This window comes from Chloroflexota bacterium, assembly GCA_014360825.1.
Lineage (GTDB): Bacteria > Chloroflexota > Anaerolineae > UBA2200 > JACIWT01 > JACIWT01.
In genome coordinates this window covers 91,477-113,102 of record JACIWT010000009.1, presented here as the reverse complement: position 1 = coordinate 113,102, position 21,626 = coordinate 91,477, and the positions used below count along the sequence as shown (strand labels likewise).

The 21,626-nt window shown below is 55.8% G+C and carries 24 protein-coding genes; 6 read left to right on the top strand and 18 right to left on the bottom strand.

The features are described 5' to 3' along the window. Window position 1: 1 nt before the first annotated feature. Window positions 2–583 carry a xanthine phosphoribosyltransferase gene (locus tag H5T64_07960; protein ID MBC7264281.1) on the bottom strand — a complete coding sequence of 194 codons (582 nt, stop codon included), beginning with the start codon at window positions 581–583 and terminating at the stop codon, window positions 2–4. 231 nt (window positions 584–814) lie between these two features. Here H5T64_07960 and rsmI point away from each other — a divergent pair, with 231 nt between their 5' ends. The 3 genes from rsmI (at window position 815) to mutY (ending at window position 3,916) form a co-directional block, all read left to right on the top strand. Then, window positions 815–1,663 carry a 16S rRNA (cytidine(1402)-2'-O)-methyltransferase gene (rsmI, locus tag H5T64_07955; GenBank protein MBC7264280.1) on the top strand — a complete coding sequence of 283 codons (849 nt, stop codon included), beginning with the start codon at window positions 815–817 and terminating at the stop codon, window positions 1,661–1,663. A 3-nt stretch (window positions 1,664–1,666) separates the two neighbouring features. Continuing rightward, complete coding sequence (locus tag H5T64_07950) at window positions 1,667–2,731, top strand: bifunctional phosphoglucose/phosphomannose isomerase (protein ID MBC7264279.1); 1,065 nt, start codon at window positions 1,667–1,669, stop codon at window positions 2,729–2,731. Between the two features lie 81 nt (window positions 2,732–2,812). Then, the gene (gene mutY, locus H5T64_07945) at window positions 2,813–3,916 is read left to right on the top strand and encodes an A/G-specific adenine glycosylase (GenBank protein MBC7264278.1); all 1,104 of its coding nucleotides are present in this window, start codon (window positions 2,813–2,815) and stop codon (window positions 3,914–3,916) included. A 9-nt stretch (window positions 3,917–3,925) separates the two neighbouring features. Here mutY and H5T64_07940 read toward each other — a convergent pair whose 3' ends face one another. After that, a complete protein-coding gene (locus H5T64_07940) occupies window positions 3,926–4,117 on the bottom strand; it encodes a hypothetical protein (GenBank protein ID MBC7264277.1) in 192 nt (63 codons plus the stop codon). Between the two features lie 388 nt (window positions 4,118–4,505). Between H5T64_07940 and H5T64_07935 the strand changes: the two genes are divergently transcribed. Then, on the top strand, window positions 4,506–5,765 hold the full coding sequence (locus H5T64_07935) for a tetratricopeptide repeat protein (protein ID MBC7264276.1): 1,260 nt from the start codon (window positions 4,506–4,508) through the stop codon (window positions 5,763–5,765). A gap of 87 nt (window positions 5,766–5,852) precedes the next feature. Beyond that, window positions 5,853–6,302 carry a nucleoside-diphosphate kinase gene (gene ndk, locus H5T64_07930; protein ID MBC7264275.1) on the top strand — a complete coding sequence of 150 codons (450 nt, stop codon included), beginning with the start codon at window positions 5,853–5,855 and terminating at the stop codon, window positions 6,300–6,302. Between the two features lie 55 nt (window positions 6,303–6,357). Here the strand turns inward: ndk and rsfS are convergent, their stop codons facing one another. From rsfS to H5T64_07900, 6 genes are read right to left on the bottom strand one after another with little or no spacing between them, the layout of a single operon-like run. Further along, window positions 6,358–6,723, bottom strand: a complete 366-nt coding sequence (rsfS, locus tag H5T64_07925) for a ribosome silencing factor (GenBank protein MBC7264274.1) — start codon at window positions 6,721–6,723, stop codon at window positions 6,358–6,360. 56 nt (window positions 6,724–6,779) lie between these two features. After that, window positions 6,780–7,250, bottom strand: a complete 471-nt coding sequence (locus tag H5T64_07920) for a Mut7-C RNAse domain-containing protein (protein ID MBC7264273.1) — start codon at window positions 7,248–7,250, stop codon at window positions 6,780–6,782. Next, window positions 7,247–9,817, bottom strand: coding sequence for a primosomal protein N' (gene priA, locus H5T64_07915; protein ID MBC7264272.1), 2,571 nt, complete (start codon window positions 9,815–9,817; stop codon window positions 7,247–7,249). The genes H5T64_07920 and priA overlap by 4 nt, the downstream gene beginning before the upstream one ends. A gap of 38 nt (window positions 9,818–9,855) precedes the next feature. After that, window positions 9,856–10,695: an AmmeMemoRadiSam system protein B gene (gene amrB / locus H5T64_07910; GenBank protein ID MBC7264271.1), complete on the bottom strand. Its 840-nt coding sequence runs from the start codon at window positions 10,693–10,695 to the stop codon at window positions 9,856–9,858. Between the two features lie 18 nt (window positions 10,696–10,713). Next, window positions 10,714–11,361, bottom strand: coding sequence for a guanylate kinase (locus H5T64_07905; GenBank protein ID MBC7264270.1), 648 nt, complete (start codon window positions 11,359–11,361; stop codon window positions 10,714–10,716). Between the two features lie 2 nt (window positions 11,362–11,363). Beyond that, a complete protein-coding gene (locus H5T64_07900; GenBank protein ID MBC7264269.1) occupies window positions 11,364–11,669 on the bottom strand; it encodes a DUF370 domain-containing protein in 306 nt (101 codons plus the stop codon). A 138-nt stretch (window positions 11,670–11,807) separates the two neighbouring features. Between H5T64_07900 and H5T64_07895 the strand changes: the two genes are divergently transcribed. Next, window positions 11,808–12,185: a zinc ribbon domain-containing protein gene (locus H5T64_07895; GenBank protein ID MBC7264268.1), complete on the top strand. Its 378-nt coding sequence runs from the start codon at window positions 11,808–11,810 to the stop codon at window positions 12,183–12,185. Here H5T64_07895 and H5T64_07890 read toward each other — a convergent pair. The 10 genes from H5T64_07890 to ablA all read right to left on the bottom strand — a co-directional run bounded on the left by H5T64_07890 (window position 12,182) and on the right by ablA (window position 21,509). Continuing rightward, window positions 12,182–12,511, bottom strand: a complete 330-nt coding sequence (locus H5T64_07890; protein MBC7264267.1) for a cyclic-di-AMP receptor — start codon at window positions 12,509–12,511, stop codon at window positions 12,182–12,184. The two genes, H5T64_07895 and H5T64_07890, sit on opposite strands and share 4 nt — an antisense overlap. Before the next feature lie 22 nt (window positions 12,512–12,533). Continuing rightward, the gene (locus tag H5T64_07885; GenBank protein ID MBC7264266.1) at window positions 12,534–13,190 is read right to left on the bottom strand and encodes a dTMP kinase; all 657 of its coding nucleotides are present in this window, start codon (window positions 13,188–13,190) and stop codon (window positions 12,534–12,536) included. A gap of 1 nt (window position 13,191) precedes the next feature. Continuing rightward, a complete protein-coding gene (locus H5T64_07880; GenBank protein ID MBC7264265.1) occupies window positions 13,192–14,718 on the bottom strand; it encodes an AAA family ATPase in 1,527 nt (508 codons plus the stop codon). Between the two features lie 50 nt (window positions 14,719–14,768). Beyond that, entirely contained in the window at window positions 14,769–15,794 is a 1,026-nt protein-coding gene (locus H5T64_07875; protein MBC7264264.1) for a hypothetical protein, read from the bottom strand. A 14-nt stretch (window positions 15,795–15,808) separates the two neighbouring features. Continuing rightward, on the bottom strand, window positions 15,809–16,411 hold the full coding sequence (pdxT, locus tag H5T64_07870; GenBank protein MBC7264263.1) for a pyridoxal 5'-phosphate synthase glutaminase subunit PdxT: 603 nt from the start codon (window positions 16,409–16,411) through the stop codon (window positions 15,809–15,811). Between the two features lie 28 nt (window positions 16,412–16,439). After that, window positions 16,440–17,327, bottom strand: coding sequence for a pyridoxal 5'-phosphate synthase lyase subunit PdxS (gene pdxS / locus H5T64_07865; protein MBC7264262.1), 888 nt, complete (start codon window positions 17,325–17,327; stop codon window positions 16,440–16,442). Between the two features lie 182 nt (window positions 17,328–17,509). Beyond that, entirely contained in the window at window positions 17,510–17,989 is a 480-nt protein-coding gene (locus H5T64_07860; protein ID MBC7264261.1) for a GNAT family N-acetyltransferase, read from the bottom strand. After that, window positions 17,967–19,052, bottom strand: a complete 1,086-nt coding sequence (locus H5T64_07855; GenBank protein ID MBC7264260.1) for an ATP-grasp domain-containing protein — start codon at window positions 19,050–19,052, stop codon at window positions 17,967–17,969. The genes H5T64_07860 and H5T64_07855 overlap by 23 nt, the downstream gene beginning before the upstream one ends. Beyond that, window positions 19,033–20,145, bottom strand: a complete 1,113-nt coding sequence (locus H5T64_07850; protein ID MBC7264259.1) for a hypothetical protein — start codon at window positions 20,143–20,145, stop codon at window positions 19,033–19,035. The genes H5T64_07855 and H5T64_07850 overlap by 20 nt, the downstream gene beginning before the upstream one ends. Then, window positions 20,127–21,509, bottom strand: a complete 1,383-nt coding sequence (gene ablA / locus H5T64_07845; GenBank protein MBC7264258.1) for a lysine 2,3-aminomutase — start codon at window positions 21,507–21,509, stop codon at window positions 20,127–20,129. Before ablA ends, H5T64_07850 begins: the two co-directional genes overlap by 19 nt. Window positions 21,510–21,626 lie beyond the last annotated feature (117 nt).

Genomic DNA, 21,626 nt, shown 5'->3' with positions numbered 1-21,626 from the left:
ATCAATAATGTTGTTCTTCGAAGACGATGCGCCCGTCATCCATGTTGGTGATCACTACGAGTGATTCGATAGGCACCCCCAGCGGGGCCAATAACTCCCGGCCCTTCTCGAAAGTCTTCTCAATGACCGTGCCGATGCCCACCAGTTGTGCCCCGCTTTTCTGTACGAGGCGGGCCAACGCGGCAATAGTCTGGCCTGTGGCCAGGAAATCGTCTACGATGAGCACGCGGTCACCCGAGCCAAGTACTTCAGGAGAAACCATAAGTCTGACAAAAACGCCTTTTGTGTGTGAGGGGGCACTCTCCTCATAGACCTCGGCCGGCATAGTAATGGGCTTACTTTTACGGGCGTAAACAAGGGGCACATTCAGTGCCAAGGCCGTGGTAAAGGCCGGGGCAATGCCAGAGATCTCCGCCGTTAGCACCTTTGTTACCCTCGCTGTCCGAAAGCGCAGGGCTATCTCACGCCCGGCGTGCATCATCAGGCTGGCGTCCACCTGATGGTTGATGAAACTGTCTACTTTCAGGATACCTTGTCCGAGATTCTTGCCTTCGCTCTCAATCCGCTCCCTGAGCAAACGCATGTGGCTCCTCCCAGACTTTTACAAATTATACTGCTGATCCAGGTGAGCAACAAGCGACGCAGGCGCTTGTGCAGGGGGTATACCGTGACCTCATCCCCAACCTGGCTGCGCTTCTTGATAGGCTCCACTTGCCACTTGGCTGGAAAGATGCCCTCTATTATAATTCTCACCGCGAGCCTCGATGGCACGCCAGGATAGATGGCGTAAGCCACGTCCGCGCCAGGAGAAAGCATGGGGACTTTGTTTGTGGTAGCCACACCCATCGGTAATCTGGAAGACATCACTTTGCGTGCATTGCGCGTTTTGCGTGAAGCAGACCTGATCGTCGCCGAGGATACTCGAACCACTGCCAAGTTATTGGCGCGGTACGACATCCACACGCCCATGTTGAGTTTCTTCGAGCATAATGAATTGCGTCGACTGGATGAGATCATACATGCACTGGCCGATAAGAATCTGGCCTTGGTCTCCGAGGCAGGGATGCCCGGCATATCCGACCCAGGCTACCGTTTAATACGCGCTGCTCTGGATAGCGGCTTCCCAGTGGTCCCCGTCCCTGGCCCTTCTGCGCTGATCACTGCCCTCGCCGTCTCCGGTCTTCCAGCCGACCGCTTTATCTACCTGGGTTTCCTGCCTCGTAAACGCGTTGATCGGCAGCGCTTACTTGCCTCCGTGCGCTATGAACCCTATACCTTAGTGGCCTTTGAGGCTCCCCACCGTCTGTTGGACAGCCTGACCGATGTGTTAACTGTGCTCGGTGACCGCACCATGGCGGTGGGCCGCGAACTCACCAAAATTCACGAGGAGGTTCGGCGGGGTCCGGTGAGCAGCCATATCGCGCATTTTCAGAACGAGGCTCCCAGGGGAGAATTCACATTCGTCATTGCCGGTGCACCAGAGGGAGAGAAATGGACCGAGGAGGGAGTGCGCCAGGCGATCGCGGGTCTTCTTATTCACGGTGAGTCTGCGCTCACGGTGGCAAAAGAGGTTGCTTCCCTTTCCGGTTGGCCTCGTCAGCGCATCTACCGGATGGCATTGGAAATGGGTCTGATAGAAAAACACGGTCGTGGGAGGGAGTGAGAGATGGTCACCGATTTAGATGATGCCGATGCTTTCCGCCGCCTGGATCCCGAGGATATGCTACGCTGCATCCGCGAATTACCCCAGCAATGTCGGGATGCCTGGGCGTACAGTGCAGAATTCGCCCTGCCCCCACGCTACCGCTATCCTAAGGACGTAGTAGTCTTGGGTATGGGTGGCTCTGCCATAGGCGGTTCCGTCCTGAGCGATGCCGTGCGCAACTGCTGCCCCGTGCCCGTGCTCGTCAACCGCGATTACACCCTACCGGCCTTCGTAGATCAGCAAACACTAGCCATCGCCTGCAGTTACTCTGGAGATACTGAGGAGACTTTATGTGCATTCGAAGATGCTCTGGCCCGCCAATCCATGGTGGCAGTGATCTCAGGAGGAGGCGCTTTATCGAAGCGGGCCGTAGACCTGGGCATTCCACTGTGGCCCATCCGATACGTTTCCCAACCGCGCGCGGCTTTGGGCTACTTCGTCATCCCGCTATTGAGCATCCTGCATAAGTCCGAGTTGATCCCTGACCCCGGTACTGACTTCGCGGATGCAGTGGCGGAGATGGAGGCGCTACAAAGCAAGATCGATGCGAGTGTGCCTACGGCTGCGAACCCCGCCAAACAACTGGCTCTGAAATTACATGGACGAGTGCCGATTATCTACGGGGCGGAACACCTGACTGCTGCCGCACGGCGCTGGAAAGGCCAACTGAATGAAAATGCGAAATCGTGGAGTTTCTTCGAAGTGATCCCAGAACTTAATCATAACTCGGTGGCTGGGTATAGAGGGCCGGATTGGGTGCAGGATAAATTCATCGTGATCGGGTTCGCCTCCGACCTGTTCTCCCCCAGGAATCAAGTTCGTCTTCAGGTCACTCAAGAAATGCTAGCGGAATTCGGGGTGCCATGTGTCTCCCTCAAAGCACGAGGCAAGAGCATATTGGCTCAAATCCTCTCTACGATCTATTTCGGTGATTACGTGAGTTACTATCTGGCAATGTTATACGGCGTACATCCCAGTCCTGTGGACAACATCACAGCCCTGAAGAAGCGTCTGCGGGCAAGTTGATGGTTTCACAAACCCTGGCCCGAAGCCTTTGCACAGATGCCCATTGCTGGTGGCAAAGCCAGGACACGCAAGGAATCCAAAATGAATGACGATTTCGCAGCCAGGCTTCTGGCGTGGTATGAGACCCATTCCCGAGATCTTCCTTGGCGGCATACCCGTGATCCCTACCACATATGGTTAGCCGAAGTCATGCTGACGCAAACGAAGGTGAGGACCGTTATCCCCTACTACAAACGCTTCCTGGCTCGTTTCCCGGATGTGCACGCTCTCGCCAGCGCGTCGTTGGATGATGTCTTGAAATACTGGGAAGGACTGGGATACTATGCCCGAGCGCGGAATTTACACTTAGCGGCACAGCAACTCGTCGCCGAGTATGACGGGCAATTTCCAGCAGACCGGGAGACGTGGATCGCTTTGCCGGGCATTGGCGGTTATATCGCTGGGTCCATACTTAGCATCGCTTTTGGCCAGAACGTATCTGCTGTGGATGGGAATGCGAGACGGGTGTTATGTCGAGTGTTCCTCATCCAAGAGGACACTGCGCTTCCGGCAACGCAAAGGCGATTGACTACATTAGCCCAGTCCCTTTTGCCACTGGGAAGAGCGGGTGACTTCAACCAGGCACTTATGGATCTAGGTGCCATGATCTGCTCGCCGACTACCCCGCGCTGCGAAGGGTGCCCATTGGCTGACATTTGTCGTGCACGAGCAATGAATATGCAGGGTGAAGTGCCACTACGCCGTAAACGCAGGAAACTGCCCCACTATGATATTGTGGCCGGCGTGATCTGGAAAGGTGACCAGATATTGATTGATCGCCGCCCACCCAAGGGGTTATTAGGGAGTTTGTGGGAATTTCCAGGCGGCAAATTGGAACCTGGTGAGACGCCCGAAGAGGCACTATCACGCGAGGTGCGGGAGGAACTGGGCATCGAAGTAATAGTGAGGCAGCACCTTCTAACTACAAAGCATGCATACACTCACTTTTCCATCACGTTAGATGCATTCCATTGTCAGTATCTCAGCGGCACACCCCAATGTATCGGGTGCGCGGAGTGGAAATGGATTCGGGTGGAAGAGTTAGAGGCATTTGCATTTCCTGGGGCAAACCAGCCTATCATTGAGGCATTAAGAAACCAGGCCGGTTGCCCAGATGCAACAAAACTGCCCGGAATTGTGGAATGATGCTTGTGGCTACTGCGACTTTTTCTCTAATGCTTCCACTGCTTCCACGTCGTAGAGTAGCATGCGGACTTCCATCCCATCTGGCAATAATCTCACTGTGATCCTGGAGGCCCCTATTTCCAGGATCTCGGCTTCGCGGCCCGCAAAAGGCCTCCCTGGTTTGACCTTCACTCTCATGCCGGGTTTCAACTCCAGTGCCATCTTTACCTTCTCCCTCGCAGACCAGCAGAAGAAATGATGAGCATAAGCCAGGAGAGATGCGTGTAAAAATCAGATACCCTCGCCAGTGAAGTGTTTTTCGGTTCTCCAATTATTATATACGCTTATTGGCTTCGGTGCAAGTATGGGCTCAGGGGCATTGGTGAGGGTTCGATATTCCAATTCCGCGACCATAGTGCATCGCAACCATCGGTAAGATCTCAGCCATCCGGGGGTAATCCAAAAACGGTTCTGCGATTCGAAGGACAGGGTGGCGTAGTGTTGACATCTCGCTGAAATCAATGCATAATAGAAGTGTTCGAATGCGGCCTGCATTGCCGGATCATAGCCCTTGATGTCTTTGCAAGTCATAAGAAAAAAGGAGCGGCCAATGCCCAGGGTACCACTGCACTCTTACTGCAATGAAGCCCGCGAATTGGCGCGGACTGGTGCGCACGCCCAAGCCATTGCGATCTGCCGCCACATCCTCCAACGCTACCCCAAGCACATTGAGACCTATCGCGTGATGGGCGAAGCCTATCTTCAGGCCAGAGATTTCCGAGCCGCCACAGAGATCTTCCGCCGCCTGCTCCTCAGTGATCCAGAATACGCTTTTGCTTACGTAGGACTTGCCCATAGTTACGAAGCGCAAGGCGATATTCATGAAGCAGTCTCCCAGATGGAGCGGGCTTTCGAACTGGCTCCTAACACACCAGAAATCCGGGACGAACTTCGCCGCCTGCTGGAGCAGCGCGATGGACAGGCTCCCCCAAAGATAAAATTGAACCGGGCTGCACTGGCCAGGCGGTATATGCTGAGCGAGCAATACCAATCCGCACTGAGGGAACTCCAGGATCTCGTTGAACAAGAGCCCGACCGCTTGGATCTACAAGTGATGTTGGCTGAAGCATTATGGCGTGACAACGCACGGGAACGGGCAGCGGATTTATGCCGGGACATTTTGGAGAAGCACCCTCTTTGCCTGAAAGCATTGCTTATTTTAGGCGAGATCCTACACAGCAAGGGCGAATTCACGGCCGCGCAGGCGGTGTTGGCACGGGCCCACCCCCTGGATCCGGAGAACCGCATGGCAAATGCCCTGTTTGGCAAACAATCACCGCTTCCCCTTACCGAGATTGAGATCCCGCGGCTGGAGTGGAAAGAACCAGTGCCCCAACCATCTCCACCTCTTGGGATCCAGGCCGAAGCGGCGGCACCCCCGACCCCAGGCCCAGAACTCCCCTTGACCGAAGTCACTGCCGCTGAGCCAGTTGTTGAAGAGCCCAAGGATAAAATGGAGGCCGTTACACCAATGATCACTGAGCCTATTGAAGAGGAAGCCCCACCCTCACTGGCAGATATCTACCTGTTGAAACTCCAGGAGAATCCCAAGGACAACGAGACTAGATTGGCCTTGGCTCGCTTCTACCGTGATGAAGGTCGGTTATCCGACGCCCTGGCCGAATATAGGAGCGTGGCTTATCCTACCTCAGGCCAAATGGATGCAGTCATTGCCGATCTAGAGGCGCTATCCGAGGCACATCCCGAGGATCTGGAAGTGAAAGAGCTGCTGGCCGATGTTTATGCACGGGCTGGGCAACTGCAGCGGGCACTCGATCTCTATCGGTGGTTACAGGCGCGAGTAGATTGAGTATCACCACGGAAGGAAACGGGCTGGGGCATTTCGCACCCGCACCCTCCTCAAATTATGTCCCATGGAGATAGATCAGGAGACCGTATGGAACGAACATTGGTGATTGTCAAACCTGATGGTGTACAGCGCGGCCTTATCGGAGAGGTGGTAAAGCGGCTGGAGCGGCGTGGCCTGAAAATCGTGGCCCTCAAAATGCTGCATCTCAGCCGAGAACTAGCCAGTCGACTCTACGGCGTGCACAAAGGTAAACCCTTTTACGAGGGTCTCCTGAATTACATTACCTCCAGCCCTATTGTGGTGATGGTGGTAGAGGGTAATGATGCCATCGAGATCGTCCGGCGCACCATGGGAGCAACTAATCCAGCCGAAGCCACACCGGGCACCATTCGTGCCGACTTCGGCCTGGAAATCGGGCGCAATATCGTACACGGGTCCGACGGGCCTGAGACAGCAGCCTTCGAAATCGGGCTGTTCTTCTCGTCAGAAGAGATATATACTTGGTCTAGGGCCAACGACCGCTGGATATTCGAATAGATGAGTACTATGGAGCCCCACACTTTTCATTGTGGGGCTTGTGGATATAATGGGCTTATTGTAGGCGGACTACGGTTTTTCCATCGCGCCACAAGCGTTCCAAATTGTAATAACGGCGGCGTTCAGGCGAGAAAATATGCACGATCACTGCACCGTAGTCCATCAAAATCCATCCCGAGGATTCAGTCCCCTCCGTGCTCAACACAGAAATCCCCTCCCGGTCCTCTAAGCCGTAACAGAGTTCTTCGAAAATAGCGTGGAGCTGTCGCTCAGATTCACCGGAACAGATGACGAAGTAGTCAGCAATGATCGAAATGTCGCGGATGTCCAGTAGCAGGATATCCGAGCCGAGTTTGCTCGCAATTGCATCCACAATCAGCCTGGCCAGTTGTTCTGAATCCAGCGTTCGCCCTCCTTGCAATGTGCTCTTCCGGATATTCGTACCAAAAATATTATACCATTAATAGGTGGACAAATTCAACCGAAATCCTCTAGGCGGCGCAAGCGGGCACGCATATTATCCCAATGGGTGCCCTGCCAATAGAATTGATTGCATTGCGGACATAGGGCAAAGCGCTCATGCGATTGAAAAACATAGGGCGGCACTTGCCCCCATGCTTCGCCTCGTGGCACATCTTCAAGGGGTGTGTTGCAAACAGGACAACGAGAGAAAGGGCTATTGGTGTTGAGACGCGCCTCTCTGCAGACTTGGCGGAGTTGGTCTTCCAGATCTTCGCTGGTAATGAAGAGGGTACGCACGCCGCGTCGCCGGGCTAGGCTTACATCCCGGGTCAGGAGCAGTCGATCCTCTGCCCGAGCCAGACGTACCAGTTCATTGTCATCCGCGCGAGGATCGTAAAGTGTATCGTAACCGAGAATGCGGAGCCATTTGGCAAGGGTGCCTAACATGGCATCAGCCACGAAGCGCGGTTGCGTGCTCTCCGTCATAGCAGGCTCACCGGGTCGACGTCCACACGCCAGCCCAGAGGCAGTGGTACACCAGACAAGAGCGCGTGGGGATCTTTGCTGCATACCACGATCTGCCAGCGATAGCGGCCACGCAATCGGGTCAGGAAACAGGGCGCAGGGCCAACCAGATCCGTCTCCGGCAACCCCAGGCGCTTGATTTTGTGGAGCAAAATGCGATGCATCCGCTTGGCCTCCTCGCGGCAGGCTCTGGCGCTACGATGCACATAGACAAGCCTCACTAGTTGACTGAAAGGAGGATACCATAGTTCGCGGCGGCACGCCATCTCCTGTTGGTAAAAGGCTTTATAGTCATGGCGACTTGCGGCCTGGATACAGTAATGTTGCGGGTTATACGTTTGGATGATCACTTTGCCGCCCAATACACTACGCCCAGCACGCCCAGCAACCTGGGTGAGAATCTGAAATGTGCGTTCAATGGCGCGGAAATCAGGTAGATGGAGGGCAGTATCGGCACTAACCACACCAACTAACGTAACCAGCGGCAAATCCAACCCCTTGGCAATCATCTGTGTGCCGATGAGTACGTCGGCCTCATGGTTGATGAACTTTTCGAGGATGCGCTCATGAGAGCCTGCCGCTCCGGTCACGTCCCGATCCCAGCGTAAGGTCCGCACTCCTGGAAAAGTTGCTTCTGTTACCTCTTGCACCTTCTGCGTCCCTATGCCAAAGAACTTGATCCGCGCGCTCATACACTGCGGACAAGCATCGGGCATCGGCAGCCGGTAATTGCAGTGATGGCAGATGAGATTATGGCCCTCGCCATGATAAGTGAGGGAAACGTTGCAGCGAGGGCAACGTAGCACGTGACCACAGTCCCGACACATAACGAAGGTAGCGGCCCCCCGGCGGTTGAGGAAGAGAATGACCTGCTCGCCCGCACTCAGGGCTTCGCTCATGGCCTTCTGCAACGCTCGGCTGAAGATACCGCGGTTCCCCGCACGAAGTTCTTGGCGCAAGTCCACTACCAAAACTGGCGGCAACTCCATATAGCGAATACCCTCATCATCTCCTCCAATCCGTTCAGGAAAAGGAGCCGAGATATGGCGCTGGTCAGCCTGCTTTTCCAGTTGGCGGCGATGTCCCAGTATGCGCTGTGGTAATTCGAGCAGGGTGTATTCACCCTGCACAGCGCGGTAATAAGATCCTACGTCGGGTGTGGCGCTCCCGAGAATGACTGGAACATTGGCTATCCTGCCAAGTTGGATGGCGACATCGCGGGCGTGATAGTATGGAGTCTGGTCTTGCTTATAAGACCATTCATGTTCCTCATCCACCACAATGAGACCGAGATTGGCGACTGGTGCGAAGACCGCTGATCTTGAGCCCACCACAACGCTGGCCTCTCCACTACGTACCCGCAACCACTGGCTGTAACGCTCGTGAACGGTCAAATTGCTGTGCAAAGTCGCTACATGGCCGGGAAAACGGGCTGTGAAGCGCCGGATAGTCTGGGGAGTCAACGCAATCTCAGGCACCAGGACGATGGCTCCTAACCCCCTAGCCAACACTTCTCCCACAGCACGAAGGTAAATTTCCGTCTTGCCACTGCCGGTGACTCCATGGAGAAGGAAGACCCGATGTCTCTGTGCTTCCAGTGCCCCAGCGATCTCCCGCCAGGCCATCTCCTGCTCAGGGGTGAAGCGGGGCGGGGCGGTGGGGGCGAACTCGCAGCCCACCTGCAAGGCAGCACGCACCTCCTGTGATCGCCACTCGATCAACCCCCGCTCCAACAGACCACGCAGTTGAGCGCGAGTTGTGCCAGTCTCAGTAAGCACTGCTGCCACCGGGACCCAATCACCCTGCATTCGGCCTTGCAGGTAGTCGAGCAGGACACGCTGTTTCGCCCCTCGCAAATCATCTAGAGAAAAATCCCGACCCGCTGCTGTCAGACGTATTACTTCTTCTTGCCGCGGCCTAGCGCGTGGACCCTGGATTTCTCGCGATCTGCGAAGGACACCTTGACGGACCAATCCTTCCACAGCACTGCGCCAATCCTCATCGCGCAGAAACCGGCTGAGTTGACGCGTGTTCAGCGAGCCGCGTGAACGCAGGAGATCTACAACCTTCTGCTGCATAGGCGAAAGCCGGGTTGGGTCTGGCACGCTTTCTGCTAAGGTTAATATCACGCTCTCACGATAGCCAATGCCCGGTGGTAGCATGTTCCAAATCGCTAAGTGTAGTGGAGCCATGTAATACTCGCTGATCCAACGCGCCAAGGCGATCTGGTACGGGGTGAGAACAGGTTGAGGATCCAGGAGGGCTAAAATATCGCGCGTTTCGGCTACAGGAGACGTGTCGGAGAGCGACAACACTACACCCTGCAGTTGACGGGAACCAAATGGCACCCAAACGAGGTGCCCAACCAGAATTTCATTCCGAAGGGCATCTGGGATAGAGTAATGAAAAGAGGCTGGTGGAGGTAAGTTATCTGTATCCTCGGCTTGAGGGACAGGCGCAGAGCGGACCACGCGACGCCCCAACGGGGTGTGGACTACAACTTCAGCGTATAGCCTGTTATCAACCATCCGTAAGCGCCTTAGGCTTTCTCAGGCATTCTCGCAGTCTATGACGCCAGCATCCGGTAAAGCACACCAGCCCCGTAACCCACAACACCACTGCGGTCCCCTGTTACATCGCCAGAGTTGGCGTACTTTAAGATCTGCGCGTGATTGGCTCCTAAGTGCCGAGCTGCAATCATCACAGCAATGACTGGACCACCGCCACAGGCTTCTGCTTGGCCCATTGCCAACACTTTGGCCAAACCTTCTGGATCGTATTTTGCGATCTGGTCCAGCACTATTTTATCCATCCGGACTGCTGTGTCATAGTTGTGGAAATGAGAGAGATCTGTGCTGGCAACCAAAAGCGTATTCTTCGCAGTGAAGATTTTGCCCACTGCGTCACCGAGAACTCGACAATGTTCGTAATCCTGCTCACCCATCATCAACGGGGTCAGCATGAAATCGCCTAGCATGTACTGGAGGAACGGGAGCTGAATTTCCAGGGAATGCTCGTCATCCTCACCCACTCGGCGGACCCCGATGGCCTGGTCAATGAGCGTTACCATCTCCCTATCCACTTTCACTAAGCCTAGCGGAGTCTCATAGTAATCCTGGTCTGTCGTTACGAAGGGGCCGGCGTAGAGGCGGTGCATAGGCGAGATAATAACGACGCGTTCGAAATGCAAATTTTCGAGGGCTTTATAGGCGTAGGCAGCGACTTGTCCAGAATACATATAACCTGCATGAGGGGCAATCAGGCCGATGAGATCCCCCTCCAGTTTTGTTGGAGGCACTGCCTGTATGTAGCGCTCGATCGTCTGGCGCAATGCGCGCTCATTGCCAGGATACCAAGACCCAGCGATGACCGAATGGCGAACACGATTGGGATTTTGGGAAGACATACATCCTCCTTGGCCGTTCTAAAGTGCCACTACCCGCTGACGCACTCGGCATTTCTCGGCGGTGATAATGGCCATTATTTTTTCCACCGTGGCATCCAACGCCCCATCTCGATTGACCACCACGTAATCGAATTCGTACAAGCGTTTCATCTCTTCACGCGCCAGGGCGAGCCGCAACTGCAGTGCCTCTGGTGATTCCGTCTTGCGGGATCGAAGTCGGGCAAAGAGCGCTTCCTCAGAGGGAGCAATAAGAAAGATGAAGACAGCCTCGGGCACCAATCTGCGGATAGTTGCAGCCCCCTGCACATCGACGCGCATAACCACGTCCTGGCCACTATCCAAACCCTCCCGGATTTCCTGCTTGGGGACGCCCATGTAGTTACCGTAAACAACAGCGTGTTCGATAAGTTCACCCCGCTCAAGCAACGAGTCGAACTCTTCTTTGGTAAGGAAATGGTAGTCCACACCGTCTCGCTCATGTGGCCTTCGTGGGCGGGTGGTGGCGGTGACCACAAAATGGAATGGATAGCCAAGTTCTTTCATCCGCTTGATCACTGCATCTTTTCCCACCCCCGAAGGGCCGGAGAGCACAATCAGGAGCGGATTAGGCCGTTCCACATAAGGTCGCAAGTCAACCACTGCTGGCGTTGGTTTCTCGCAGGACATGCTTATTCCTCTCCGAGGCTTTCATCGTCCTGGGACTGAAGTGGTGCTCTGAAGACCTTCTCCTGAGAGCCTTGGAGACGCCCGGCAATCGTTTCTGGTTGCAGCGCCGCCAGGGCAATGTGGCCACTATCCAGGACGATGACAGCCTTAGTGCGTCGCCCGTAGGTCATGTCAATGGCCATGCCGTTTTCTTTGGCGTTCCGGATGATGCGTTTCACAGGAGCAGAATCCGGGCTGAGAACGGCCAAGACGCGATTGGCTGCGATAATACCCCCGTAGCCAACGTGTACCAGTTCTATGCTGCGCATGCACGATCCCCCATCGGCTTGCTAACGATTTGATATAGTGGACTAAATCGGCTATAATTTTTTCCAGGCTCTCTTACGTAGCCGAGGACAATACCCCTAAGGTTTCTTTTGCACTTTGTCTCATGTTTGAGGTGCCAAGTGCCTATCTACGAGTATCGCTGTAACGACTGTCGGCGACGGGTATCCATCTTCTGGCGCAGTTTCTCCGAAATCACAGAACCACGTTGCCCCCACTGCGGTGGAAGGCACTTGACCCGTTTGGTTTCTCGCGTCGCCACACTCAGATCCGAGGAGAGCCGTCTGGAGTCGCTGGCTGATTCCAGCGTGCTGACCGACTTGGATGAGAATGACCCTCGGAGTCTGGCCCGTTTTATGAAGCACATGAGTGCGGAAATGGGCGAAGATCTCGGCGACGAATTCAACGAAGTGGTAGAACGCCTGGAAGCTGGACAGTCGCCGGAGGAAATAGAGTCTGAAATGCCAGGGTTGGGAGGCGAACCCGCTCCCGAGTTTTAGAACTTCTCCCACCGCTCAATATCCAGTACGAAAACAGTTGCCCCGCCCACCTGCACTTCGATGGGGCTGGGTATGTATAGTTCACCTGGCTCCATAACCGGGGGCAGGGGGTTCACGAGTTGGGTGCGGGTGTGGCAACTCTCCTTGATAATGCCCAACACTGGTTCTACGGCTGCGTCGTCCACCCCAATCAGGATAGTGGCATTGCCTTCGCGCAGGAATCCGCCAGTAGTGCTGATTTTCGTGGAGCGGTAGCCGCATTTTTGTAAGGCGGCTATGAGCCCATCTGCATCATCACTATGCACAATACTCACAATCAGTTTCATCTTCAGAGCCTCCTCTCGCCCACTACACTCTAACCCCCGCACCTGACTTTATCCCGCTCAAGAAGGCGTCCACCTTCTCACGTATAACCCGTTGCACAGCCTGTATAGGTTGGGAGGCGTCCACTACCAACCATCGATCCGGCTCGGCAGTCGCCATCTTTAGATAGCCTTCTCGCACCCGGCGATGGAAATCCAGTTCGTGTTGATCCATGCGATTTAGTTCGCCTTTCCCTGCCTCAAATGCAGCCAGTTTACGGCGCAGACCCTCCTCAGCGCTGATGTCCAAGTAGACGATGAGATCCGGTCGCAGGCCGCCGGTAGCGAAATGGGTGATGATGCGTAGCACGTTCAGATCCAGGCCGTGTCCATAGCCCTGATAGGCCAAAGTGGATTCCGCATAGCGGTCACAAAGCACAATATCGCCCCGTTCCAGCGCCGGTCTAATGACTTGGCCAACCAACTGAGCGCGAGAGGCGGAGTAAAGCAAGATCTCGGTGTTTGGTTGCATGTCGGTGTTTTTCACATCGTGGAGTACTGCGCGTATCTGGTCGCCTATGCTCGTCCCACCCGGCTCGCGGGTTAGAATAGTCCTGAATCCCCGGCGGCGAAGGTGCCTGTATAAGGCTTTTATCTGAGTGGTTTTGCCGCTGCCGTCTGGCCCCTCAAACGTGATAAACATGCTAACCGTTGTTTTGGTAAATACGCACCCGGCGGTGTGGTTCCTTGCCCTTGCTGTGGGAGAGCAAATTGGCCTCGCGTGCCATTTCATGTTGGAGCCTTCGCACGTAGGCCGATTGCGGCGACAGATCCACTGAGCTACGGGCCCCACTCAATATCCTATCAATTGCTTCCCGGGTCTCATTCATGGCTGCGGAGACTGGGTCAACCTCCGAGTCCACGCCAAAGATATCGGCCAGGTAGTCTTGCATCTGGGTGATTGTATTGCTACGCAACACGTAAATTGGCAGTCCTCGCCGCTCGGCATCGCTGATGATCTGCGGGCGTTTGCGATAATAGCTCTTAAGAGTCATAAACGCGTCGGCTTGACTCAGTTCGTCTACTATGATGGTCGGCAAGTTGAGGTTCTTGCTGGCCTGGCGCAGCCGGCTCTGGCTGATTCCGTAAGGGTAGATACGTACCGGCTTTCCAGGCTCGATTGGTTTTCTCGTTACAGATGGGGGCATTTCACGCCCCGAAACAGCAGCCGACACAGGAGCCTTCTCGATATGGATTTCACCGTTCACATCACGGTAGCGTATCTCTGGAGGCAGGACGCGCCCGCGCAAAATGGCGTCCACTGCCGCTGCTACGTCATGGCGCACTGCCACATGTTGCCAGTCCTGTATTTCCACGACCACATCGAAAGTGGGGGGAGCCTTGCGCTCCAACACCGATTTCTGTGTCCCTCGGCGCCGGGCTTCTTCATCGCTCAATGTGACGGTTTGGATTCCGCCCACTAAATCGCACAGGGTCGGATTCATCATCAGGTTGTCGAGGGTATTGCCGTGGGCAGTGCCCACTAACTGCACGCCGCGCTCAGCGATGGTACGCGCCGCTGCGGCCTCTAACTCTGTCCCAATCTCGTCAATGACGATAACCTCGGGCATGTGGTTCTCGACTGCCTCTATCATAACCGCATGTTGCAAGGCAGGCGTAGGCACTTGCATCCGCCGCGCCCGGCCGATAGCGGGATGTGGGATATCACCGTCGCCACCGATTTCGTTGGATGTATCCACTATGATCACCCGCTTCTTCTCTGCTAAGACACGGGCGACCTCGCGCAGCATCGTTGTTTTGCCCACACCAGGGCGACCTAGGAGCATGATGCTCTTGCCTGACTCGACAATATCGCGAATGATGTCAATGGTTCCATAGACAGCGCGACCCACGCGACAAGTAAGCCCCACGATACGGCCTGCGCGGTTGCGAATAGCCGAGATGCGGTGCAATGTGCGCGCAATGCCAGCGCGATTATCGTCCCCGAAATCGCCGATACGCGAAACGACGTAGTCGATCTCCGCCTGTGTCACCTCTTTTTCACCCAGGGCCAGTTCCTTGTCAATAAATCGGGCTTCTGGAACCCGGCCAAGATCCAACACCACCTCGAGTAGATCTTCCGCCCTGTTCGCCGCAATGAGTGCCGCGGCGATCTCTGGCGGAAGTACTTTAACTAAGGCATCCAGATCATCGGTAATCTCAAGTTGCATTTGCTTCTCGAAAACTCCTCCGTTGTAAGTTCACTATTCGGCACAACTCTTCATCGTGGCACGCCGGCCCGTTGCTGTTCGTGGGTGTGCAGCACTGTTGCAGTGGGGACCACGCCTGTTCGTTGGTCCAGACCCGGCGCAAGCACGCGTGCCGGCTCACGCACCGGGACAACGGCATGTTTTACCATCAAGATCTGATCGGCAAGAAAACGGAATCCTCGCTCTTGCAAAGGGCCTTGGATACCGCTATCGTAAGTTCGCACCGCGCAGTACACTGGCCTGCTCCCAAGTCCGGCAATGACAGCCAGGGCATCGCCCACGAGGCGATCGGTTAAATGGGCTACCTCGGGGCTGACGGTCAACCGAAACCAATGCCCGGTGCCCGTGCTAGCGAGGGAAAGCATGCTCACGATCTCCCCGTTTTGTTCGTAAACGTAGTGCCTGTCCCTTGTGTGCCAGGGCAGACCAGTAAGAGAAAAACCCCCGTCGCGGGATGCAAATTCCTCTGCCTGCTGCACTATGTGCGGCGTAGTACGACGATAGAGTTGCTGCATCCCCCATTCATCTGCAGCCCGCCGAGGTTGCAACAAGGGCTCTGTAGCCTCGGCGCAGATGGGGCCAGGGTGCCAAAACACGCTCTCAGTCGCATAGACCACGTAACCGGCTTTCCGAAAGATTGCCTCAGCCCTGCCGTCCTCCACCAACTTGGCGTAAACGCGCTGCACTCCTCGTTCTCCCGCGGCTCTGGCCACATGCAAGAGTAGGCGATACCATATCTTCTCTGCCTCAGCCGAATACTGTAACGATGGGGCCAGGAAGACAATGTCCCACTCGGGCAAGTCACGCCGTAGGGCAACCTGCACGACACCGGAAAAATGTTGCCCACCCTCTACCTCATCCAATACACCAGTGTAGATGCTGTTTACGCTGTGAGTCAACAAAGCACTAATGGCGGCATGCAGCGGTGAACGCCGTCCTAGCAAAGCACTTCTGAGATCCAGAGCAGTGCCTTGTCGCTCCAAGTGCCAGATTAGTAGGCAGTCACGCAGCCCAAATGCGCGAATCAAATCACCCACCCCATCAGATTCTGCTATTTTCGGCACTCCACCAGGCGAAGAAAGTAGCGGTGGAAACGCGAATCGTCGCCTAGTTCGGGATGAAAGGCCGTTGCCAGCAGGTTTCCCTGTTGCGCCGCGACGATCATATTATCGTCCAGGGCCGCCAGGATTTGTACATCCTTCCCCACGCTTAGGATGGAGGGCGCGCGGATAAAGATGGCGTGGAAAGGAAGCCCTCTTTCCGCTGCACTTGCCACGCTGTCCAGCGCAGGGACAACCAAGTCGGTTTCAAAACTGTCAACCTGTCGCCCGAAAGCGTTTCGTTCCACTCGCATATCCATTACGCCAATAAGCGGCTGGCGACGACCGATGTCCCGAGCGAGTAAGATCATACCCGCGCACGTGCCCCACACGGGAAAACCTTCTTCTGCCAAATGGCGTAGCGGGTCGATCAAGTCATAGGTTGTGGCAAGCCGGCCAATAGTGGTACTCTCTCCACCAGGGATAATTAGGCCATCCAGCCCCCTTAGTTGCGCCGGGAGCCGCACCTGTCGCGTTTCCACTCCCAATCGGCGCAACATTTTTTCGTGTTCCACAAAGGCCCCCTGAAGGGCGAGCACACCAATGGTAGTCAATTCTTATCCCCTTTAAAATAGTACTTGGCTACCAGCCACGCACTGCAAGCCGCTCTGGTTCCGGTATGGCCGAGATTTCCAGCCCGGGCATAGCCTCTCCCAGCCCTTTGGAAACCTCGGCGATGATAGCGGGATCATTGTAATGGGTAACGGCCTCCACGATCGCGCGGGCCCGCCGTGCCGGGTTTGCCGACTTGAAAATGCCGGAGCCAACGAAAACACCGTCCATCCCCAATTGCATCATCAGAGCAGCATCAGCAGGCGTGGCGATGCCTCCCGCGGCGAAGTTCACGACCGGCAATTTGCCCTCCTTCGCCACCTGCACTACTAGGTCGTATGGTGCACCCATCTCCTTGGCCGCAGCCATCAGTTCCTCAGGGGCCATGCCCTGCAAGCGCCGGATCTCGCCCAAGACGGCTCGGGCATGGCGCACGGCTTCCACTACATTGCCTGTGCCGGCTTCGCCTTTGGTACGGATCATGGCCGCGCCTTCGCCGATTCGCCGTAATGCTTCGCCAAGGTTACGGCATCCGCAGACGAAAGGCACTTTGAACAAATGCTTGTTAATGTGGTGCTCTTCGTCAGCCGGGGTGAGCACTTCGCTTTCGTCAATGAAGTCCACACCCAACGCTTCCAGTACCTGGGCCTCAACAAAGTGTCCAATGCGACACTTCGCCATTACCGGGATGGTCACCGCGTCCATGATTTGCAGGATCAACTCGGGGTCACTCATCCGAGCCACACCACCATGGGCACGGATGTCGGCTGGAACGCGTTCTAACGCCATGACCGCGCAGGCTCCGGCATCCTCAGCAATGCGGGCGTGTTCAGGCGTTACCACATCCATGATCACCCCGCCCTTCAGCATTTGTGCTAACCCAGTTTTAACAGTCCAGGTCCCTGTCTCTCTTTCCATCGCCACTACTCCTCCAGCGAAAACTTTCAAAAACGCACTGAGGCGTTTCTTTTCTCGTGATTACATAAATTATACTCCTATTTGGAACTTCCGCCAAACTCTAACCCTGGTTATCTAAGGCAACACAAAGGGGCTGCTCCATATCAGGCAGCCCCTCCCAAATGATCGCACTAGAACTGAATTCATTGGATGTGCTTTGTGTAAATAACCAGACTGTCACCGGGGGCATAAAAATCGCGGATCACCGCTTCACGGGCGAAGCCATGTCGCTCATAAAAACGCCGTGCAGGGCCATACCCCGGAGTGCTGGACGTTTCGGCGATGAGCAATCGACCACCCAAGGCCTGAAGATCCTCCTCCACTCGCCGCAGGAGTGCCGTCCCAACCCCATGCCCCTGTGCACTTGTGGACACACACAACCAGTACAAATCGTAGGTGCCCGCAGTCAGCGGATGCGGGCCATAGACGGTAAAACCGAGCACCTGTCCCGCCTCGTCGCGATAGACCAGGAATGTGTATCCGCCGCCATCGGACTTGGTCAGGGAATCCTGTAACAGTTCGCCTACCGTGGCGATTTCAGTGGGTGAGAAGACTCCCACCTCTGTGGCGATGGAGAGAATGCGATCGCTGTCCTCGCGTTTAGCGGATGTGATCGTAGGCATGATGCTGCGGCGACACCAGGGGTATAGTTCCAAACGCAGGGCGATGAGGTTCATCTTGCAGGGCCGTAGTCAAAATACGCGTGATCATCCCGGCATACTCATAGCCACCTGCACGGGCGGCGCGGAAGAAGCCTGCGTCCGGCGAAATATCCGGGTTGGGGTTGATTTCGAGTACGTAGGGCATCCCACCTGCCACTCGCATATCCACCCGCCCATACCCTTTGCAGCCTAACGCCTCATAGGCCGCACGCGCGGTTTCCGCAATAGTGTGTCCTAGTCTTGGGTCCACTTTGGCGGGGCAAATCACAGGGGTGTGCTCGTATTCGAACGACCCATCCAACCACTTCGCCGCGAACGAGACAATGCGCTCCAGCGGATTCGGGAAGGCACTGAAGTCGAGTTCTGCCAACGGCAACGCTTCTACAGGGTTGCCCCACAAAGAGACGTTGAACTCTCGCCCATCTATGAACGATTCGGCCAGCGCTGCTTGACGGTAACGGGTATTGATATAAGTTACGCGGCGACGCAGCGATTCTAGATCGCAAACGATAGCGTCAGGTCCAATGCCAAGGCTGGCATCTTCGGATACAGGCTTGACGATGAGGGGGAAAGGCAAGTTATACATTGGCTGCAGAGGCACTTCATCGGCGCTGCGAAAAAGTTGCCAGGGAGGGGTTGGGACACCTGCTCGTTCCAGCAAGGTTTTGGTTCGCGCTTTGTTGGCGGCTGTGGCCAATGTGTACCCATCGGCACCAGTAAAACAGTAACCCATAGCCTCTAATGTCAAGGCCACTCGCGCTTCCTCGAAGAAACGCCCATTTAGCCCCTCCGCCAAGTTGAACACAACGTATTCAGAGGGTGGATATGGGGCCAGGTCGGCGAGGAGGTCCAGCGAGGTTGTGACTAAACGGACCCCGAAGCCTTTGCTTTCTAAGGCCTCGGCAACCGCATGAGCGCAGGCAATGACACCTCGGTCGGCGATGAGATCCTGCGGCTCGCCCTTGTTCAGTTCTTCCGTTTCGTTATAAAGGACAACGACCCGCTTAGGCTCGGCCGGCCTCACTGTACATTTCCTCCTTGCAGCCAACAGGACCAGACGGGCCTACATCCAGTCCATAGCGCACAGCAGCCAGATTTACGATCTCGTTTATCAGAATGTGATAGGCCATCCCTTCGGCGCGGGCCATGATGCACAAATCACTGATCTCTGGGTTGAGTCCAGGCAGAGTGTTGATCTCGAGCACATAGGGCCGGCCTTCGGCGTCCAGACGGAAATCCACCCGCGACACATCCAGGCACCCCAAGGCGTTGAAAGCGGCCACTGCCAATCGTTTCAGTTCGCGTTCCAATGCAGGCTCCAGGCGGGCCGGACAGACATAATTAGGTGCCAGAGGCATTTTAGACTTCACGTAACTGGTGTAGAGCCCGCGCTGTGATTCAGGCACCGGCGTCAAGTCAATTTCCAGGATTGGAAAGATGTGGAAACCGTTGGCATCGTAGAGATCCGATAACGGCCGTGTGCCCGGTGATAACGCATTACCCAGCAGACCCACCGTCAATTCACGGCCTGGCAGATAGGTTTCCACCAGAGCAGGCTGGCGATAGGTACGAATCACCCACGCCACCTGCTCTCGCAGAGATGTTTCATCCTCCACTATGGAGCGACTGCTGATGCCCATGCCCGTGCCCTCGCGGCTTGGCTTCACAAACAATGGGAAGGAGAGCGCGGGATCCAGTTCTTCGGTGCCGTAGGTGAATATCTGGAACGGGGGTGTAGGCACTCCACAAGCCCTCAAGATGCGCTTGGCCATAGGCTTGTCAAGCGAGAGAGCATTGGCCAGCACCTTAGAAGCCGTGTAGGGGATGCCAAGCATCTCCAGTATGGCAGGCACCTGGGATTCTCGGCTCTCCCCACGGTGTCCCTCGCAAATGTTGAAGGCCAGATCAATCTCACCGCGCATCCTGTACAACGTCGGATAGAGGTCAAGGTTACCCTCCAGTGGGGTAACCTTGTGCCCTCCGGCCCTCAACGCTGCCTCGAGTGCTTGCACCGTCTCGACGGAGTCGAGTTCGGCTAGTGCATCTTCCGGCGCACCTTCCTGATGAGGTGCATTCTCCTTCAAGTTGTAAAGCAGTGCTACGTGGAGCGCACGCATGTGGGCACCCCCGCGGCAAGCGCAGGCAAATCTATCAACTGACCTGCCTCGGTTACCTCTGTTTTGCTTGGCTCTACTGTCTGATCCGGCTGAGGCCGCTTGAGAACGGCTTGACCATCGAGCATGCTGGCCACGCTAAGCCTCTGCTGTACCCTACCAACACACTCCCGACAGTTCGCAGGACACTGGCTAATGTAACCTTCGGGTTGCGGGTAGGCACTGATAGCGCCCTCGTAGTTGCGGACCACAGCAGCTCGGTCAGACATCGAGATCAGGTACTGTGGCATAATGGGGACCTTGCCGGCGCCCCCGGGCGCATCCAGAACGAACGTCGGGACAGCCAAGCCACTGGTATGACCGCGCAAGTGCTCGATAATGTCAATGCCTTTGCTGACCGAGGTGCGGAAGTGTGCGATCCCCTGTGACAAGTCGCACTGGTACAGGTAGTAAGGCCGCACGCGAATTTTCAACAGATTGTGCATCAGGTCCTTGATGATATGCGGGCAATCGTTGATGCCGCGCAAGAGCACAGTCTGACTGCCCAAGGGGATGCCTGCATCCGCCAGCCGGGCACATGCTTCGGCTGTTTCTGGTGTGATCTCCTTAGAATGGTTGAAATGGATGTTGACCCACAGCGGATGATATTTTCGCAGCATGCCCACGAGTTCGGGCGTGATGCGCTGTGGCAGGAAAACCGGAGTGCGCGTCCCCAAGCGGATGATTTCCACATGGGGGATGCGACGCAGCCCGCGCAACAGGTATTCCAGCACGTCCTCGCTCAGGATAAACGGGTCGCCCCCGGAGATGAGCACATCGCGTACTTCGGCGTGACCGGCCACATAGGCGATGACGCGGTCCATTTGCTCAGTCCGCATTCGCTCTGTCTTCACTCCCACCAGGCGACGTCGCGTGCAGTGCCGGCAGTAAGACGCACACTGATCGGTGACCAAAATTAACACCCGGTCAGGATAGCGGTGCACCAGCCCTGGGACTGGCGACTGTGCGTCTTCGCTCAGCGGGTCGCTCATATCGGCCTCGCTGAACTCGAGTTCCTTCGCTGTGGGGACCACTTGCCGACGGATAGGGCACTCTGGGTCCTCCGGATCCATCAAAGACGCAAAATACGGCGTGATGGACATTCGCAAGCGGCGAAGGGCAGCACGCACCCCCTCTTCCTCCTCGGGTGTCATCCGGATCACCATCTTGAGTTGTTCAAGTTCCGTGATGCGGTGGCGCATTTGCCACCGCCAATCGTTCCACTGTGCGTCGGGGACGTCACGCCAGACCCAAGCCCGGCGCGAACGCGCGGATTGGGACGGCTTGTTACTACCAGGAGGTTCTTCGAACTCTCCTTTCTCTCTCATCTACTTTTCCTCCATTTGCTTGATACAACGCCAAGGGCGTTGCAACGCAAAGTAAATGCGTTGTAATCCTTTTTCGTTGTCAATAATATTGTATCACAATACACAGAAAAGACGATG

Excerpts from the sequence above, each read along its gene's own strand:
- amrB (MBC7264271.1), bottom strand. The coding sequence starts at position 10,695 with ATGTCTTCCCAAAATCCCAATCGTGTTCGCCATTCGGTCATCGCTGGG.
- rsmI (MBC7264280.1), top strand. The coding sequence starts at position 815 with ATGGGGACTTTGTTTGTGGTAGCCACACCCATCGGTAATCTGGAAGAC.
- H5T64_07920 (MBC7264273.1), bottom strand. The coding sequence starts at position 7,250 with ATGACGGAGAGCACGCAACCGCGCTTCGTGGCTGATGCCATGTTAGGC.
- H5T64_07960 (MBC7264281.1), bottom strand. The coding sequence starts at position 583 with ATGCGTTTGCTCAGGGAGCGGATTGAGAGCGAAGGCAAGAATCTCGGA.
- priA (MBC7264272.1), bottom strand. The coding sequence starts at position 9,817 with ATGGTTGATAACAGGCTATACGCTGAAGTTGTAGTCCACACCCCGTTG.
- H5T64_07860 (MBC7264261.1), bottom strand. The coding sequence starts at position 17,989 with ATGCCTACGATCACATCCGCTAAACGCGAGGACAGCGATCGCATTCTC.
- H5T64_07890 (MBC7264267.1), bottom strand. The coding sequence starts at position 12,511 with ATGAAACTGATTGTGAGTATTGTGCATAGTGATGATGCAGATGGGCTC.
- H5T64_07950 (MBC7264279.1), top strand. The coding sequence starts at position 1,667 with ATGGTCACCGATTTAGATGATGCCGATGCTTTCCGCCGCCTGGATCCC.
- H5T64_07880 (MBC7264265.1), bottom strand. The coding sequence starts at position 14,718 with ATGCAACTTGAGATTACCGATGATCTGGATGCCTTAGTTAAAGTACTT.
- mutY (MBC7264278.1), top strand. The coding sequence starts at position 2,813 with ATGAATGACGATTTCGCAGCCAGGCTTCTGGCGTGGTATGAGACCCAT.
- H5T64_07850 (MBC7264259.1), bottom strand. The coding sequence starts at position 20,145 with ATGCGTGCGCTCCACGTAGCACTGCTTTACAACTTGAAGGAGAATGCA.
- ndk (MBC7264275.1), top strand. The coding sequence starts at position 5,853 with ATGGAACGAACATTGGTGATTGTCAAACCTGATGGTGTACAGCGCGGC.
- H5T64_07900 (MBC7264269.1), bottom strand. The coding sequence starts at position 11,669 with ATGCGCAGCATAGAACTGGTACACGTTGGCTACGGGGGTATTATCGCA.
- H5T64_07940 (MBC7264277.1), bottom strand. The coding sequence starts at position 4,117 with ATGGCACTGGAGTTGAAACCCGGCATGAGAGTGAAGGTCAAACCAGGG.
- H5T64_07905 (MBC7264270.1), bottom strand. The coding sequence starts at position 11,361 with ATGTCCTGCGAGAAACCAACGCCAGCAGTGGTTGACTTGCGACCTTAT.
- H5T64_07935 (MBC7264276.1), top strand. The coding sequence starts at position 4,506 with ATGCCCAGGGTACCACTGCACTCTTACTGCAATGAAGCCCGCGAATTG.
- ablA (MBC7264258.1), bottom strand. The coding sequence starts at position 21,509 with ATGAGAGAGAAAGGAGAGTTCGAAGAACCTCCTGGTAGTAACAAGCCG.
- pdxS (MBC7264262.1), bottom strand. The coding sequence starts at position 17,327 with ATGGAAAGAGAGACAGGGACCTGGACTGTTAAAACTGGGTTAGCACAA.
- H5T64_07885 (MBC7264266.1), bottom strand. The coding sequence starts at position 13,190 with ATGTTTATCACGTTTGAGGGGCCAGACGGCAGCGGCAAAACCACTCAG.